The sequence below is a fragment of the Lactiplantibacillus xiangfangensis genome (genome assembly GCF_001438845.1).
GTDB lineage: Bacteria > Bacillota > Bacilli > Lactobacillales > Lactobacillaceae > Lactiplantibacillus > Lactiplantibacillus xiangfangensis.
This window is the reverse complement of the sequence record NZ_JQCL01000068.1, coordinates 1-17,946: the sequence shown is the minus strand read 5'-3', so window position 1 is coordinate 17,946 and position 17,946 is coordinate 1. Positions and strand designations below refer to the sequence as shown.

14 protein-coding genes are annotated in these 17,946 nt (G+C 45.8%); 11 read left to right on the top strand and 3 right to left on the bottom strand.

The window, feature by feature from the left end:
* Positions 1-79: 79 nt before the first annotated feature.
* Positions 80-1,756 carry a ribonuclease J1 gene (gene rnjA / locus IV64_RS07530; protein WP_057706657.1) on the bottom strand — a complete coding sequence of 559 codons (1,677 nt, stop codon included), beginning with the start codon at positions 1,754-1,756 and terminating at the stop codon, positions 80-82.
* Positions 1,753-1,971, bottom strand: a complete 219-nt coding sequence (locus IV64_RS07525; protein WP_057706656.1) for a DNA-directed RNA polymerase subunit epsilon — start codon at positions 1,969-1,971, stop codon at positions 1,753-1,755. Before IV64_RS07525 ends, rnjA begins: the two co-directional genes overlap by 4 nt.
* A gap of 278 nt (positions 1,972-2,249) precedes the next feature.
* Between IV64_RS07525 and IV64_RS07520 the strand changes: the two genes are divergently transcribed.
* On the top strand, positions 2,250-2,741 hold the full coding sequence (locus tag IV64_RS07520; protein WP_057706655.1) for a hypothetical protein: 492 nt from the start codon (positions 2,250-2,252) through the stop codon (positions 2,739-2,741).
* Between the two features lie 50 nt (positions 2,742-2,791).
* Here IV64_RS07520 and def read toward each other — a convergent pair whose 3' ends face one another.
* Entirely contained in the window at positions 2,792-3,352 is a 561-nt protein-coding gene (def, locus tag IV64_RS07515) for a peptide deformylase (RefSeq protein ID WP_057706654.1), read from the bottom strand.
* A gap of 302 nt (positions 3,353-3,654) precedes the next feature.
* Between def and pdhA the strand changes: the two genes are divergently transcribed.
* The 10 genes from pdhA to IV64_RS07465 all read left to right on the top strand — a co-directional run bounded on the left by pdhA (position 3,655) and on the right by IV64_RS07465 (position 17,891).
* A complete protein-coding gene (pdhA, locus tag IV64_RS07510) occupies positions 3,655-4,767 on the top strand; it encodes a pyruvate dehydrogenase (acetyl-transferring) E1 component subunit alpha (RefSeq protein WP_057706653.1) in 1,113 nt (370 codons plus the stop codon).
* A gap of 1 nt (position 4,768) precedes the next feature.
* Complete coding sequence (locus IV64_RS07505) at positions 4,769-5,746, top strand: alpha-ketoacid dehydrogenase subunit beta (protein WP_003639044.1); 978 nt, start codon at positions 4,769-4,771, stop codon at positions 5,744-5,746.
* Between the two features lie 61 nt (positions 5,747-5,807).
* Positions 5,808-7,121, top strand: a complete 1,314-nt coding sequence (locus IV64_RS07500; protein ID WP_057706652.1) for a 2-oxo acid dehydrogenase subunit E2 — start codon at positions 5,808-5,810, stop codon at positions 7,119-7,121.
* A gap of 7 nt (positions 7,122-7,128) precedes the next feature.
* Positions 7,129-8,541: a dihydrolipoyl dehydrogenase gene (lpdA, locus tag IV64_RS07495; RefSeq protein ID WP_057706651.1), complete on the top strand. Its 1,413-nt coding sequence runs from the start codon at positions 7,129-7,131 to the stop codon at positions 8,539-8,541.
* Positions 8,542-8,892: 351 nt separating this feature from the next.
* A complete protein-coding gene (locus IV64_RS07490; protein ID WP_057706650.1) occupies positions 8,893-9,831 on the top strand; it encodes a Rossmann-fold NAD(P)-binding domain-containing protein in 939 nt (312 codons plus the stop codon).
* Complete coding sequence (locus IV64_RS07485; RefSeq protein ID WP_083491603.1) at positions 9,815-10,102, top strand: UPF0223 family protein; 288 nt, start codon at positions 9,815-9,817, stop codon at positions 10,100-10,102. Before IV64_RS07490 ends, IV64_RS07485 begins: the two co-directional genes overlap by 17 nt.
* Positions 10,103-10,147: 45 nt before the next feature.
* A complete protein-coding gene (locus IV64_RS07480; RefSeq protein WP_404411833.1) occupies positions 10,148-10,888 on the top strand; it encodes an inositol monophosphatase family protein in 741 nt (246 codons plus the stop codon).
* Positions 10,889-11,077: 189 nt separating this feature from the next.
* Positions 11,078-12,916, top strand: coding sequence for a translational GTPase TypA (gene typA, locus IV64_RS07475; protein ID WP_157061098.1), 1,839 nt, complete (start codon positions 11,078-11,080; stop codon positions 12,914-12,916).
* 345 nt (positions 12,917-13,261) lie between these two features.
* Entirely contained in the window at positions 13,262-14,428 is a 1,167-nt protein-coding gene (locus IV64_RS07470) for an FtsW/RodA/SpoVE family cell cycle protein (RefSeq protein WP_057706648.1), read from the top strand.
* 31 nt (positions 14,429-14,459) lie between these two features.
* A complete protein-coding gene (locus tag IV64_RS07465) occupies positions 14,460-17,891 on the top strand; it encodes a pyruvate carboxylase (protein ID WP_057706647.1) in 3,432 nt (1,143 codons plus the stop codon).
* Positions 17,892-17,946: the final 55 nt, after the last annotated feature.

Sequence of the window (17,946 nt, the reverse complement as noted above, 5' to 3'; positions counted from 1 at the left end):
TACACCTCGCAAAGATCGAGTCGGCCGTAACCGACCCTTACACCACAAAAAACCGGAACAGGATCGTTCCGGCAAGTGTTTAGTTCATAATTAACATCGGTAAAATCATTGGGTGCCGTTCAGTCTTATCAAATAAGAAACTCTGTAAGTCATCAATGATTGCATTGCGAATCGTTGCTTCGCTAGCTTTATCAGATTTCATCTTTCGACGAATTGTCCGGAATACGTGCCGACGGGCTTCGTTGATCAAGTCACCGGATTCACGCATATAAACAAAACCACGGGATAAGATATCAGGTCCAGCTTGAATTTCTTTCTTCTTAAGGTTGATAGTTGCAACGACAACGACCAAACCTTCTTCAGAAAGAATCTGACGATCACGTAACACAACGTTACCAATATCGCCAACGCCAGAACCATCCACGTAAACGTCGCCAGCACCAAAGTGGCCAGCCACCCGGGCTGAATCTTTGGTTAAGGCAAGGACGTCACCGTTTTCAAGAATAAAGCTGTGGTCAAGTGGAACTCCACACTGTTCAGCAAGCTCAGTATGAATCTTCAACATCCGGTATTCACCGTGAATTGGCATAAAGAACTTCGGCTTCATTAAACGTAACATGAGCTTTTGTTCTTCCTGACCACCGTGACCAGAAGTATGAATGTTATTTACTTTTCCATGAATAACGTGTGCGCCGGCTTCTTCCAATTCGTTGATAACGTGGTTAACACTTAAAGTGTTCCCAGGAATCGGTGAACTAGAGAAGATAACCGTGTCGCCAGGCTCAACCGAAATTTGTCGGTGGGTTCCGTTAGCAATCCGCGAAAGGGCAGCCATGGGTTCGCCTTGTGAGCCAGTACATAGAATCATGACCTTGTTAGCAGGTAACGAACGAATATCGTTGGCATCAACGATGGCTTCGTCTGGAATATCTAAGTAGCCAAGTTCACGACCATTGACGATAGCAGCTTCCATACTACGACCGAAAACCGCAATCTTACGATGATGCTCTAACGCAACTTGGGCGGCTTCTTGAATCCGTGAAATGTTAGAAGCGAAGGTGGCAAAGATGATTCGGCCATCAACGCCTTCAAAAATATGACGAATTGAATGGGCGACCCAACGTTCTGATTTGGTCCAAATTGGCCGTTCAGCGTTAGTACTATCTGAAAGTAACGCGAGGACACCGTGTTCACCTAAGTGTGCCATTCGTTGCAAGTTCGGCGGCTGGTTCGTAATTGGTGTCAGATCGAACTTATAATCCCCAGTTTCCACAATGGTGCCAGGTGGTGTTTGGACGGCAATTCCCAACGTATCTGGAATTGAGTGGGTCGTTCTGAAGAACGAAACCCGGGTCTTGCGGAACTTTAAGACGGTGTCTTCATTAATTTCGTGTAACTCGGTGGTTTTTAACAACCCGTGTTCCTCAAGCTTACCCTTGATTAAGGCTAAGGCAAGGGGACCAGCGTAAATTGGGACGTTGATCTGTTTAAGTAGGAAGGGAATCCCACCAATGTGATCTTCGTGACCGTGCGTAATCACCAATGCTTTTATTTTTTGCTGATTTGCAACTAGATAAGAGTAATCAGGGATGACGTAATCAATTCCGAGAAGTTCATCTTCGGGGAATTTGATACCGGCATCAATCAGGATAATCTCATCTTGAAATTGGATACCGTAAGTATTTTTCCCAATTTCTCCCAAACCGCCGACTGCAAAAACGGCGGTTTCGTTATTTTTAACGTTTAACCGTTTCATTTATTAAACTCCGTTAGTTGATACTCTGGATTTTTTTGTTCATAATCCAAGAAGTTACCTTCTAACGGTTCGATAAACTCAATATTGAATTCGGTATTATCTTCCACTAATACGCGAGCTGCAACTTCAGTATCTGCTTCTAAGTAGAGGGACTGAGTCGTTTCCCGTTGTGGGTTCCGTTTTTTGGTTTCTTGGTAATATACTTTGTAAATCATTAACAAAACTCCCTATAAAAAAGATTTATTTAGAAGCTAACGTTCTAAATAGTAGCAAAAATAAAAGTTTGATCCGTACACCAGGTTGTGTAAACACAACAATTATCTTACATTTTAGCATAATTTGAGATGGGTGTATACAATGTTAACTTTCTACAAAATCAGGTCAGTTGAATGCGAACTTTTATATAAAACATGCTATGCTAAATCTAGATAAAAAGGCACTTAAAATTGGTAAATTGTGAACGAGTGTACAATTGAATTGTGAGGAACCAATTATGTGGACAGTCATAACGATGATTATTGGACTGGGATTAGCCATCCTAATCTATGAAATTTTACGGCGACAAGTTTTGAAACGAGCGGCGTTAAAAATTCGCCGGGCTGGTCAGCGAACGACCGATGCGGGCATGCAGGCAGCGTTAAACCACTTAGCCAGTGCCGTGGAAGTACAAGAAGTTCATGGCACTATTCATTCTGTCCCGGTTGCGGATGTTTGGGGCAGAGGCGTCATGGCGTTTGAATACGTCCTTGAAACGCCAGGAATGGCGAAGGCTGATTTAGCGGAGGTCCGCCGATTATTCAATAATCAGTTACAGGTGTACGCAACGGCACAGCAGATAACGGCGTTTCAAGATGCTGGTCCGGCGTTACGGGTCACCGATGCTTGGCTACGTGACGGGCAGTTGCACGTTGACGTTGCGTACTTAATGAATGAAGCAACGTTAGAATACTTAGAAGACTTACGGCGATTGAATCCGAGTCGTTAAAAAAACGGTTGACCAAATTCAGGTCAACCGTTTTTTGATGGAACTAAAATTTACGAAATCAAAACTAAGTCATCATCGGCCGCAAATGGGTTGCTGGCGTTGATGTGATCGTAGAAGAGAATGCCATGGAGATGATCGATCTCGTGTTGACAAACGATGGCGGGGTAGTTCTTCAGACGAATTTTCTTTTGTTCACCGGCCATGTTGTAGTAACGCAACGTGATCCGATCATGACGAATGACGTACCCGTCGATGTCGCGGTCAACTGAAAGGCAACCTTCGCCTTCCGTTAGGGCACCTGGTTGGACCGAGTGGCTAACGATGACCGGGTTAATAATGACGTCCTTAAAAATGGGGTCATCACCGTCTTTGTCGCCAGGAACTAAAACCGCGGCCATTTGCTTTGAAACGTCTACTTGCGGAGCGGCTAAACCGACTCCGGCACGTAGCCCGTACTTCTTAGCCAATTCGGGATCTTGGCTATTTTCTAAGTATCCCATCATATCATTAGCTAACTTTTGGTCAGTCTCACTGAGTGGAAACTTAACTGGTTTAGCTTCCGCGCGTAACGTATCGTTACCCTCGCGGATGATATCTCGCATTTTAATCAATCCAAATTACCTCCAAAACTTTGCTGTGATCTGAACAGACCGAGCTGTTTACACTTACAAACTAGTTTAGCATAAGCACGCTATAAATTGTAGGAAGACTCCCGAAAATTAATGAAAGCGATATTGACTAACAAATTAAGTAGTTCACAATCTAACTCAACTAAAAGGCCGAATCCATGCCGTTTGAAAGGGCTTGCAAAAGATGAAAAGCAATGGTAAATTAGACTTGTAATTATGAAAACGATTACGGACAACGCGTTTAATACCGTTATCCGTACGTTCATGAAAGGGATGTGTCATTTATGGACAACGAAAAACCAATTGTTGATTTTAGCGCGCTCCGTGATGAGCTGGGGAAAAATTATGAACCCGTGCAAGTAATGGATGGTCAAGCTAAAGTAATCAAACCTGAAATTGTCTCTAAATATTCAAATGATCAGTTAGTCGATTTCTTGAAACTAATGATTTGGGAACGGACTTTGCACCAACGCTCAAACGCGTTAACTCGGCAGGGGCGCCTTGGTTTCTACGCACCAACCGAAGGACAAGAAGCTAGTGAAATGGGGAGTAACAGTGCGATGAAGAAGACCGACGTCTTAATGCCGGCCTATCGTGATATCCCACAGTTAATCCAACACGGCTTGCCCGTTTACAAAGCATTCCTGTGGTCGCGTGGACACGTGTTAGGAAACGAATATCCTGAAGATTTACACGCAATGCCACCACAAATTATTATCGGTGCACAGTATGTCCAAGCTGCCGGGGTCGCGCTTGGAATTAAGAAGAACGGGACTGAGGATAAGGTCGCTTACAGTTACACTGGTGATGGTGGGACGTCGCAAGGGGACTTCTATGAAGGAATGAACTTTGCCGGCGCGTTCCAAGCACCCGCCGTATTCATTGTTCAAAACAACGGCTATGCGATTTCAGTGCCACGGCGGAAACAAACCGCAGCACGGACATTAGCACAAAAAGCCGTCGCAGCTGGAATTCCAAGCGTTCAAGTTGATGGGATGGACTTCTTAGCCGTATACGAAGTGACGAAGGCTGCTCGTGAATTTGCCGCTGCTGGCAATGGTCCGGTACTAATTGAAACGTTGACTTATCGTTTCGGACCACATACTAACGCGGGTGATGATCCTAAGCGTTACCGGACTAAGGATGAAGAACAACCTTGGTTCGATAACGATCCACTGATCCGTTACCGTAAGTACTTAACGGATCAGGGCGCTTGGTCAGAAGATCAAGAAAATGACTACGTTGAACAAGTTAAAGCAGACATTAAAGATGCCGTTAAACAAGCGGACGATGCACCAAAGCAAAAAATGACCGAATTTTTGAAGAATGTTTTTGAAGAACAACCACAAAACATTCAACAACAAATTACGGAATTCCAAGCAAAGGAGTCGAAGTAACATGTCAAAGAAAACGTATATTCAAGCGATTACCGATGCACTTCGATTAGAACTAGGGTCTGACGAAAAGACTTTGGTTTTTGGTGAAGACGTTGGTAAAAACGGTGGGGTCTTCCGGGCGACCGATGGCCTACAAGCTGAATTTGGCGAAGACCGTGTTTTCGATACTCCTTTAGCTGAATCTGGAATTGGCGGTTTATCCATTGGGTTAGCGCTCGAAGGCTTCCGCCCGATTCCTGAAATTCAATTCTTAGGTTTCATTTTTGAAACCTTAGACTCAATTGCGGGTCAGATGTCGCGGGAACGTTTCCGGACTGGTGGGACACGCCACATGCCAATCACCATTCGTTCACCATACGGTGGTGGGACGCATACCCCGGAAATGCATGCGGATTCGTTAGAAGGGTACCTCGCACAGATTCCTGGATTGCGCGTGGTAACACCATCTAACCCGTACGATGCCAAGGGACTTTTAATTTCCTCAATTCGTAATAATGACCCCGTTTTCTTCCTTGAAAACTTAAAATTGTACCGTTCCATGAAAGCAGATATTCCTGACGAAGCTTACACAGTACCGTTAGATAAAGCGAATGTCGTTCGTGAAGGAACTGACATTTCCTTGATCGCATACAGTGCGCAAGTTAACCAATCCTTAAAGGTTGCGGAAAAGCTTGAAAAGGAAGGCATTTCTGTTGAAGTGGTCGATTTGCGGACCTTGTCCCCATTAGATGAAGAGACCATTTTGAAGTCCGTTCAAAAGACGGGCCGGGCCGTTGCCATCCAAGAGGCACAGCGTCAAGCAGGGATTGCGGCAAACGTCGCTTCCTTGATTGCTGAAAAGGGCGCCCTTTACTTAAGTGCCCCAGTTGGGCGGGTTTACGCACCAGATACGGTTTATCCGTTTGGGCTAGCTGAAGACGACTGGCTACCAGCAGAAGACGAAATCGAAGCAAAGACACGCGAAATCTTGAACTACTAGTTTAAAGTCACGTGGTACTGATAAACAGTCGCTAACGGCTGTCATGAAAGGAAGTTATCCAATGGCTTACGAGTTTAAACTACCAGAGCTTGGTGAAGGCCTCGAAGAAGGCGAAATTGCATCATGGCTCGTAAAACCTGGCGATGAAATCAAGGAAGACGATTCTCTTGTTGAAATTCAAAACGATAAATCAGTTGAAGAATTACCATCACCAGTAAGTGGTAAAATTATTGATATTTTAATTCCTGAAGGTGAAACGGCTAAAATCGGTGACGTGCTCGTGACAATCGATGATGGCTCCGGAGAAAACGCCGCGCCAGCTGCAGCTCCGGCCGCCGCTGAACCAACTGCGCAATCGGCTGCGCCAACTCCAGCGACGCCCGCACCGGCACCTGCTACGGGTGCACCGGTGACGCCAAGTAATCCTAACAAGCGAATCTTAGCAATGCCGTCCGTACGGCAGTATGCACGTGATAAAGATATTGATATCAGTTTAGTGCCCCCAACTGGGGCTCATGGTCAAATTACGAAGCATGATATTGATAGCTACACGGGTTCACCAGTGGCAACTGGCACGCCAGCGCCTGAGGCTGCCACGGCAGCAACGCCTGCGAAGACTGAAGCCGCACCGGCACCAACGCCAGTTAAACCATACGTTTCGGATACACCAGAACTAGAAACTCGCGAAAAGATGACCCCTATTCGGAAGGCCATTTCTAAAGCGATGGTTAACAGCAAGCACACGGCGCCACACGTCACGTTATTCGATGAAGTCGAAGTCAGCGCACTAATGGCACACCGTAAGAAGTACAAACAAGTGGCTGCTGAACGTGATATTCATTTGACGTTCTTGCCATACATTGTTAAAGCGTTAGTTGCGGTCTTACAACAATTCCCAGAATTTAACGCTTCCATTGATGGCTCAACCAATGAAATCGTCTACAAACACTACTTTAACGTTGGGGTCGCAACGGACACTGACCGTGGTTTGTTAGTGCCAGTCATTAAGCACGCTGAAGGTAAGGGACTATTTGCCATTGCCAAGGAAATTACTGACAATACGCAAAAAGCTTACGATGGCAAGTTAAAGGCCAACGAAATGAGTGGCGCTTCGATGACCATCAGTAATATTGGGTCGATCGGTGGTGGCTGGTTCACACCAGTAATCAACCAACCAGAAGTTGCGATTCTCGGGGTTGGTCGGATTGGCAAAGAACCATACGTCAACGAAAATGATGAAATTGTCGTTGGTAAGATGCAGAAATTATCCTTGAGCTTTGACCACCGCTTAATTGATGGTGCAACGGCTCAAAAGGCAATGAACTCGCTGAAACAATTACTACACGATCCAGAATTACTTTTGATGGAAGGATGATGTCAGAATGGTTGTAGGAGATTTTGCGGAAGAACGCGACACGATGATTATCGGTGCGGGCCCTGGGGGTTACGTAGCAGCCATTCGTGCGGCGGAACTCGGCCAAAAGGTGACCATCGTTGAAAAAGAATACATCGGCGGGGTATGTTTAAACGTCGGCTGTATCCCATCAAAAGCATTGATTAGTGCGGGTCACCGGTTACAAGAAACAAAAGATAGTAAAATTTTTGGGATTAAAAACATCCAAGACCCCGTCCTTGATTTCAAAGTCACTCAGGACTGGAAAGATCATCAAGTCGTTGACCGCTTAACTGGCGGCGTTGAAATGTTGCTTAAAAAGCACAAGGTTGAAATTGTTCGTGGTGAAGCGTACATGCATGATAACCATACGTTGCGAGTAATGAACGGCGATCATACGGGTCAAACTTATAAGTTTAAACATCTGATTATTGCGACCGGTTCACGGCCAGTAGAAATTCCTGGTTTTAAATTCAAGGGACGGGTGGTTGATTCCACTGGTGGCTTGAACTTACCAGAAGTTCCTAAAGAATTAGTTGTTATCGGTGGGGGCTACATTGGCTCTGAATTAGCTGGTGCCTACGCTAACTTAGGGGCACACGTCACCATCTTAGAAGGAACACCACAAATTTTGCCAAACTTTGAAAAAGATATGGTCAAGCTTGTTTTGAACAGCTTTAAAAAGAAGGGCGTTACGGTTATCACCAACGCCATGGCAAAGAACTCTGAACAAGATGATAGCGGGGTTACTGTGACCTATGCTGTGGACGGCAAAGAAAGTTCAATCCATGCCGATTACGTGATGGTGACGGTTGGACGGCGGCCAAACACGGATGACATGGGGATGGAATACACTGACGTGAAGTTAACGGACCGTGGCTTGATCGAAGTTGATCAGCAGGGGCGGACGGCGGCGGAAGACATCTTTGCCATCGGTGACATTGTGGCCGGTCCTGCATTGGCTCATAAGGCCTTTGCAGAAGGTAAAGTTGCAGCCGGCGCGATTAGCGGCAAGAAGACGGCTAATGATTACGTGTCAGTTCCAGCCGTATGTTTCACGGATCCAGAATTGGCAACGGTCGGTATGACCAAAGCCGAAGCGGAAAAAGCGGGCTTGAAAGTTATCGCTTCGAAGTTCCCATTTGCTGGGAATGGTCGGGCGATCTCCTTGAACTCGATGGACGGTTTCTTCCGTTTGGTCACAACTAAGGATGAAGGCACGGTTGTTGGGGCCCAAATTGCTGGTCCTGGCGCAAGTGACTTGATTTCTGAATTAAGTGTTGCGGTCAATGGTGGCATGAACGTGGAAGACTTAGCATTGACGATTCATCCACACCCAACATTGGGTGAAGTTATCCAAGAAGCAGCTGATGTTGCCATGGGATACCCAACTCACATTTAAAGATACCAATATCTGTAATAAAAGTTTGAGACGCAGTTGGTCTCAAGCTTTTATTTTACATAGCACTAATATGACCTAGTCAGATTGGCACTGATAGTAATACCAGTAGTCAAGCTGTTTAACGGCGTGATAAGTTTGGCTTCAGTTATCGTTGATGTCCTGACATGCTTTAGTCAGTAAATTAACAAAGAATATCAAGGCTAGACTTAGGATGAAGATGGTTAAAATGGAAAGCGGGACTAGTAAAGAATTTGACGCTGAATGTTACAAAAGAGTAAACTTTTTATTAACGTTTACTTGTATTCGTTGACATATTAGGTACAATTATTAGCGAAAGTTGGGAGGATTAACATGAACAATACTGTTATTATTCGTGGCTTATTCGAATTCGTACAACAATTAATATTGATCGCAATGGCGAAAGATTTGCCTTTAAAATTAGTCGTCGCTACTGATAGTGATGAATTTTCTCGTTACCAAGGACTGGTGACCGCTAGTCTGACGTGCCGGCAATTTACGTTGGCCGCTGAAGTCAAGCCAGACTATTCACAAGCTGATTGCCTCATAATCGGCAACTTAGTCCCGTTAGCAACTGATCGGGATGCAGAGGGTGATCTGCGGGCGACCTTGCCACTATTTCGGACGTTTGTGAACGCCGCAATGGGTGCTGGATTTAATGGAAAATTGATTTTAACTGGTTCAAATGATGCCGTTTTAAGTGTTTTGGCGGCCCGTTTCAGCGGTGTCGATCATCAGAAAGTCCTAGGATTAGGGACGCTAGCTCAAAGCCGGTTGTTAGAACAAGGGTTGCGTCGGCAGTTAAACGTTGGCGCAAACGATGTCCACGCGTTTGTCGTGGGGACGGCTCAGGCACACTTGATTTCGTGGAGCCGGTCGTACATTGGCCCGGCGCCAGTGATGACTTATTTGGCTAATCAGGATACGAGTTTTGGGATGGAAGAAATGACGGCCGCTGCGGAACAAATTGATGCGCCAGCGATTGTTACCAATCCAACGTTGAGTGTGTTAGCATTAGTACAGGTTTTAAATGCTTTTTACAATCAGGTACCGTTTATCGGTACCGTTACTAACGTCCAGGAAAGTGCCACGCATCAACTAGTGGGACTGTCTTCACCAGTGTTGATCAGTGCTAACGGCATCAAGCGGTTAGCGAACTTGGTGTTATCGGACGAGGAACAAAAAGAATATGCTGAGATTGCGGCTCAGGTTCGTGATGAACTTGATCGGGTCGAAGCCGGGGAGTTTGAACAGGATGACGATCAGAAATGATAATTACCAATACCCGCTCAATGAAACGTGGACAACTGATGAAATCGTTACGGTAACAACGCTGTATCAATGTGTTGAAACGGCTAACGAGGAAAGTCTGCCGACCGCGGAGTTATTAGCAGCTTACCGCGGATTTAAAACGGTCGTGCCAGCCAAGTCGGAAGAAAAACAGTTAGGGCGTGCGTTTGAAGCGGCGTCCGGATACAGTATCTACCGAACGATTCAGGCGGCACAAGCAACTAATAAACAGCGGTTCTCGTACCGAAGTTAGGTGATCAACGTGGAAAAAGCGCAATTGGAAAAATTAAATCAATCGATGCAGCACGTGATGCGCGTGGCGCGCACCCACGTTTTAAGTAAGATGGGTGTCCAGCTAACGGTGGCGGAAAAAACGAGTCGTCGGGACTTAGTCACTAACGTGGATCACAGCAACGAAGACTTTCTTGTGCAACAAATTCGGCAATTAGATGCCGATGCACATATTTTGGCTGAAGAGGGTCGGGGCGACCAGGTTAAAACGATGCGTGGTCACGTCTGGATCGTGGATCCAATCGACGGGACGATGAATTTTGTGCACCAGCGGAACCACTTTGCCATGATGGTGGGGTACTACGTCGATGGACAACCAACGCTAGGTTATATTTACGACGTGATGGCCGATAAATTGTACGCTGGTGGTCCAGAAGTCGGGGTAACGTTAAATGGGCAACCATTGGCGGCACCGGCAGACTTGGACTTAGCTGACGGGTTATTTGGTGCGAGCGCGCCACTACTGATCAATGATCGATTTAACATGCAAACGGTGATTGCCACTAGTTTGGGTGCGCGGATTCTCGGTAGCGCCGGGGTTCAAATCGGCCAGGTGCTTGCTGGTGAGCTGGTTGGTTACCTGTCTTACTTGCGTCCGTGGGATTTTGCGGCCGGCCGCGTATTGGCTGAAAGTTTAGGACTCGTTATGACGCAAGTTGACGGCACGCCCGTAAATATGTTATCATCTGGTGCTGTACTAGTAGCGACTAAGCGCGCACAACGCGCCGTCTTGGCAATCGTCAAGTAAAATGATGGGACTGTGACCCATACGTCACAGTTTTTTTATGCCACCGGATGAAAACCAGTGAAAACGTCGTTACGAGCTTATTAAGCTGACCCTTGTAACTTGATAGTAACGACGGTTTGTATTAATATATGTAAGATTTCTGCTGTCTGAAGATAGTAAGAATTTTGAAGGATGAAAGGAAGATCAATTTTGAAATTTAGAGATGATATCCGCAACATTGCCATTATTGCCCACGTTGACCACGGTAAAACAACGTTGGTTAACGAAATGCTTAAACAATCGGATACCCTTGACGAACACACGACGATTGGTGATCGGGCCATGGACACTAATGCCATTGAAAAGGAACGCGGTATCACGATCCTTTCAAAGAACACGGCTGTTCGCTACGGCGACAAGCAAATTAACATTTTGGATACCCCAGGACATGCCGACTTCGGTGGTGAAGTTGAACGGATCATGCGCATGGTTGATGGTGTTTTGTTAGTTGTTGATGCTTTTGAAGGAACGATGCCCCAAACACGGTTCGTTTTAAAGAAAGCCTTGGAACAACATTTAACCCCAATCGTCGTTATCAACAAAATCGACCGTCCGGGTGCCCGTCCTGAAGAAGTTGTGGACGAAGTCTTAGACCTCTTCATCGAATTAGGTGCCGACGAATCACAATTGGACTTCCCAGTGGTTTACGTTTCAGCCTTAAACGGGACTTCAAGCTACGAATCAGACCCTGCTAAGCAGGAACACACGATGAAGCCAATCTTTGACACCATCGTTAAGACGATTCCATCACCAATTGATAACTCTGATGAACCTTTACAATTCCAAGTGGCCTTATTAGACTACAACGACTATGTTGGTCGTGTTGGGATTGGCCGGGTTTTCCGGGGAACTATCAAAGTTGGGGACAGCGTTTCTGTTATGAAACTTGACGGTAGCGTTAAGAACTTCCGGGTTACTAAGTTATTCGGGTTCTTCGGGTTACAACGTCTTGAAATTGACGAAGCACGCGCTGGTGACTTGGTTGCCGTTTCTGGGATGGAAGACATCAACGTTGGTGAAACCGTTGCGGACTCTGCTCACAAAGAAGCTTTGCCAATCTTACGGATTGACGAACCAACTTTACAAATGACTTTCGGTACGAACTCCTCACCATTTGCTGGTAAGGAAGGGAAGTTTGTGACGGCCCGTCAATTGGAATTACGTTTGAAGTCTGAACTTGAAACCGACGTTTCACTCCGTGTTGATGACACCGACGAACCTGGTTCATGGGTCGTTTCTGGTCGTGGGGAATTGCATTTGTCAATCTTAATCGAAACGTTACGGCGTGAAGGTTATGAATTACAAGCATCTCGTCCAGAAGTTATCTACCGTGACGTGGATGGCCAACGCTGCGAACCATTTGAATCTGTTCAAATCGATACGCCAGACGAATACACCGGTTCAATCATTGATACCTTAGCTAAGCGTAAGGCTGAAATGAAGAACATGGAAAGCACTGGTAACAACCAGACGCGTTTGACGTTCTTAGCACCTTCACGTGGTTTGATCGGTTACTCAACCGAATTCTTATCATTAACACGTGGATATGGGATCATGAACCATACCTTCTCTAAGTATTTACCAGTTATCAAGAACTGGAACCCTGGTCGTCGTAACGGTGCCTTAGTTTCAATTAACCAAGGTAAGACCACTACTTACGCAACGATGGGTATCGAAGAACGTGGGACGATCTTTGTCGACCCAGGTACTGACGTATACGAAGGGATGATTGTCGGCCAAAACAGTCGTGAAAACGATATTTCGGTTAACATCACCAAGGGTAAGAACATGACCAACGTTCGTTCTTCTAACAAGGACTTGACTGCAACAATCAAGACTCCTACGCATTTGACGTTGGAAGAATCCTTAGAGTTCTTGAACAGTGACGAATTCTGTGAAATTACGCCAGATCATGTTCGTTTACGGAAACGTATCTTGAACACGAGCTCACGTGAAAAAGAATCTAAGAAACGTAAGATGAACAAGTAAGACTAATTAATTATCTTAACAATGAGTGCATCATTGCACTTGAAAAAAGGGTTTCAGAAAGTAAAATTTCTGAAGTCCTTTTTTTGTGGCCGATTTAGGGCCGAAACGAATGCAAAGGGATGGTTGGCTGAACCTTGCAGTTAGTAAAAGCCCCAATAATGGTTCTAGTCGGGACCGGTAATGGGGTGGTTACAGCGTCTAAGTGAACCAAAAAAAGCGTCAAATTCCCGGTTTCACATGCTGTGTTAAAAGGGACTATGCTATAATTACTCCAAGTGAACTGTAGGCGCTGTCTTGACGAAACAGCGTTGAATTTAACAACTTAATAGGGTGGGATTTTAGCTCATGATGAAAAAGTTACACTATTTGGACTATGGCTTATTTATCCCGTATCTAATTTTATGTGGAATTGGGATTGTGATGGTCTACTCGTCGAGTTCTTTTGTTGCCGCCCAGAACGGGATAACCCCAACCGGGTATCTGTTTAAGCAACTGATGTGGGTGGTTGCCGGGTTGTTCGTCACCTTTACCTGCATGAACCTAAAGATTGAGTTTTTCAAACAGACGAAACTTTTAGGAACGTTAGGGTTCGCAATGTTAGCCGTTCTAGTCGTATTGCGATTAATTGGGAAATCAATCAACGGGGCTGCTGGCTGGATTATTTTAGGACCAGTATCGATTCAGCCGGCCGAGTTCTGTAAGTTTTACCTGATTATTTACCTGGCTGCTATTATTGCGCAACGGGAAGCACATTTTGGCGTCGCACGGTTCAGTGAATTGGGTTCGCAATTTATGATGTTGTTTGCGATGATTTTTTTAATTTTCATCCAACCTGATTTAGGTGGCGCAACGATCAACTTAGCCATTGCGGCGGTGATCCTATTTGCTAGCGGAATTTCATTTTACGTGGGTGTTGGGGTCTTTGCCGGGGTGGTTGCGGTGTTTGAGTGGATATTAGTCCCGCTTGTTAGCAAGTTGCCACAGAGTGCGTTTGCGAACTCGTACCAGTTACGGCGGTTTGTCGGGTTTCTCAATCCCTTTGAAACGGCTTCTGGTGCCGGGACGCAATTGGTCAATTCCTATTACGCAATCTCTAACGGTGGGTTGCTAGGTGTCGGCATTGGGAATAGCTTGCAAAAACGCGGCTATTTACCCGAACCGAATACCGATTTCATTATGTCGATCACGGCAGAGGAACTCGGATTGCTAGGTGTCGTTTTTGTGATGATATTACTAGCAGTAATGATTGGTCGGATGATTTTTATTGGCGTCCGTTCCGATAATACGTTTAATTCTTTAGTATGTTACGGGGTGGCCGCTTATATGACCATCCAAGCATTTATCAATATCGGTGGCATTGTCGGACTGATTCCAATCACCGGGGTCACGTTCCCGTTTATTAGTTACGGTGGTTCCAGTATGGTGGTATTGACCCTCTCCCTTGGGCTAGTGTTAAACATTAGTGCGCTTGAGAAGATGAAGCGGGCCAACACTGTCCGGCAAGCTGGTTAAGACGATATAATTTGGAAATGAGGGGATTTTGGTGAAGAAAGTATTAATTGCTAACCGTGGTGAAATTGCGACCCGGGTTATCCGGGCTTGTCATGAACTTGGCTTGCAGACTGTTGCAATTTACGCCAAAGAAGATGAGTTTTCAGTTCACCGTTTTAAAGCCGATGAAGCCTACCTAGTAGGTGAAGGCGACGCGCCAATTGCGGCTTACTTGGATATTGAAGATATCATTCGGATTGCCAAGGAAAATCACGTTGACGCGATTCATCCAGGCTACGGTTTTCTATCTGAAAACGCAACGTTTGCACGGCGGGTTGCGGAAGAAGGAATGACCTTTATCGGCCCTACACCTGAACAACTAGAAATGTTTGGGGATAAAATCACTGCGAAGAAAGTTGCGCAGGACGCGGGTGTTCAAACCATTCCAAGTACCTTACATCCCGTTACTAGTCTGAACGAAGCCTTACAATTCACTCAAAAATACGGTTTTCCAATTATGATTAAAGCCGCCATGGGTGGTGGTGGTCGCGGGATGCGGATCGTCCGTGAAGCCTCCGAATTACAGGAAGCTTTCGACCGTGCGCGTTCTGAGGCTAAGCAATCCTTTGGCGATGATGAAATTTACTTAGAAAAATTTGTTGCGCATCCTAAGCACATTGAAGTACAAATTTTAGGAGATTCTCACGGTAACGTCATGCACTTATTTGAACGGGATTGTTCAGTTCAACGGCGGAATCAAAAAGTGATTGAATTTGCCCCAGCGGTTTCATTACCGATTGAACTGCGGCAAAAGATTTGTAACGCTGCGGTTGATTTGATGAAGAGCGTGCATTACTTAAATGCGGCCACGGTCGAATTTTTGGTTGAAGGCGACCAGTTCTATTTCATGGAAGTTAACCCGCGGATTCAAGTTGAGCATACCGTTACTGAAATGATTACTGAAATTGATATTGTGCATGCGCAAATTAAGATTGCCCAGGGTGGTGACTTATTTGAAGACTTACACTTACCACACCAAGATGCCTTGACTTACAAGGGTGCGGCCATTCAATGCCGGGTCACGACGGAAGATCCTGCCAACAACTTTATGCCTGATACGGGTCGAATCGAAACTTACCGGTCACCAGGTGGTAACGGGGTTCGATTGGATGCAGGTAATACTTATTCAGGTGCAGTGGTCACACCATACTTTGATTCGCTGTTAGTTAAAGCCTGTGTTGCAGCCCGTAACTTTAAGGCGGCTGCGCACAAGATGCGGCGGGTCCTCGTTGAATTTGACATTCGTGGCGTTAAAACAAACATTCCGTTCATGTTGAACGTGATCGATAACCCAATTTTTCAAGCGGGTGAAGCGAATACCCGCTTTATCGACAGTACGCCGTCACTGTTCAAGTTCCCAGACGGTACGCAACAAGAAGATAAAATGTTGAAGTACATCGGGAACGTCACGGTGAATGGCTTTGCTGACGTTGCTCAGCATGCTAAGAAATACTATCCAGACGTGGCGTTTGAAGATAACTTCAAGCCGATTAGCAAGGATATCGTTACGGCTAAGGACGTTTTGGACAGCAAGGGTGTCAAGGGCTTGCAAAGTTGGTTATTAGCGCAGAAACAAGTGCTATTGACGGATACGACGATGCGGGATGCCCACCAGAGTTTATTTGCGACCCGGATGCGGACTAAGGACATGCTAGCCGTGGCTCAAGCGTCACAAAAAGCTTTGCCACAGTTATTCTCGTATGAGATGTGGGGTGGCGCGACCTTTGACGTTGCTTACCGCTTCCTGAACGAAAACCCGTGGAACCGGCTAAAGAAACTACGGACCGCTATGCCACGGACACTCTTCCAGATGTTGTTCCGTGGAAGTAACGCGGTGGGGTATCAAAACTATCCCGATAACGTGATTCGCGAGTTTATTTTAGAAGCTGCTAAGAGCGGCATCGATGTTTTCCGGATTTTTGATAGTTTGAACTGGATTCCTCAGATGGAAAAGAGTATTCAAGCCGTTAAGGAAACGGGGAAAGTGGCCGAAGCGACGATTTGTTATACCGGGGACATTATGGACCCTAACCGTGAAAAGTATGACTTAGCTTACTACCGGCAACTCGCGCTTGATTTACAATCAACGGGTGCTGATATGATTGCGATTAAGGATATGGCCGGTGTCTTGAAGCCAGAAGGGGCGTACGAGCTGGTCTCAACGTTGAAGGATGCCTTGGACGTGCCGGTTCACCTGCATACCCATGACACCACTGGTAACGGAATCTTCACGTATGCCCGGGCCGTTGAAGCCGGGGTCGACGTTGTCGATGTTGCCACGAGTGCGTTATCTGGGACGACGAGTCAGCCGTCAATGAGTTCGCTATACTACGCTTTGGCGCATAACGACCGGCAACCAAACGTCGATATTAACAACGTTGAAGAAATTAACCGCTATTGGCAAGGCATTCGGCCTTACTACCAAGACTTCTCTAACGGGATGACGGGTCCTCAGACTGATATTTACCAGACGCAGATGCCTGGTGGTCAATACTCGAATTTGCAGCAACAGGCAAAAGCTATGGGGCTAGGCGAGCGTTGGGAAGAAGTTAAGGCAATGTATGCCACCGTTAACGACATGTTTGGCGATATTATCAAGGTAACGCCAAGTTCTAAAGTCGTGGGTGATATGGCGTTGTTTATGATGGAAAACCATTTGACCCCTGAAGACGTTTATGATCATGGTGATAAGTTGGACTTCCCAGATTCAGTGATCAACTTCTTTGCTGGTAACATTGGTCAACCCGTTGGCGGGTTCCCAAAGAAGCTACAAAAGATCATTTTGAAGGACCGGAAACCATTGACGGTCCGTCCAGGAAGTTTAGCAAAGCCGGCTGATTTTGAGGCGGTCAAGCAAGAATTAGCGGCTAAGATTGGCCACGAACCTGAACACCAAGAAGTGTTAAGCTACATTTTGTATCCGAAGGTCTTCTTGGACTACATCAAGCAGCATAAACAGTATGGTCACGTTTCCTTATTGGATACGCCAACCTTTTTCCAAGGGATGCGCCTAGGTGAGACTGTCAACGTTGAATTGGCACGAGGTAAAGTGATGATTTTGAAGCTTAACCAGATCAGTGATCCTGATGTGGATGGCATTCGGACGTTATACTTCAGTATTAACGGTCAAAATCAAGAAATCACGATCAAGGACAATTCAATTCACCAGACAGCTTCTAGCACGCGGAAAGCTGAACCAACTAACGAAAATGAAGTTGGGGCAACGATGAGCGGATCCGTATTGAAATTGCTAGTTAAGAAGGGCGACGTTGTCAAGAAGGGACAACCGTTACTTGTAACTGAGGCAATGAAGATGGAAACGACGATCCAGGCACCAGAAAATGGTGTGATCGAACACACTTACGTCAATGCGGGTGATGTCATTCAAACGGATGATTTATTACTTGAAATTACACCAAACTAATGGCTCTTTGTCAACGGCTGTTGATGAGGAACTTTATGAGGAAACCAGTTCATTT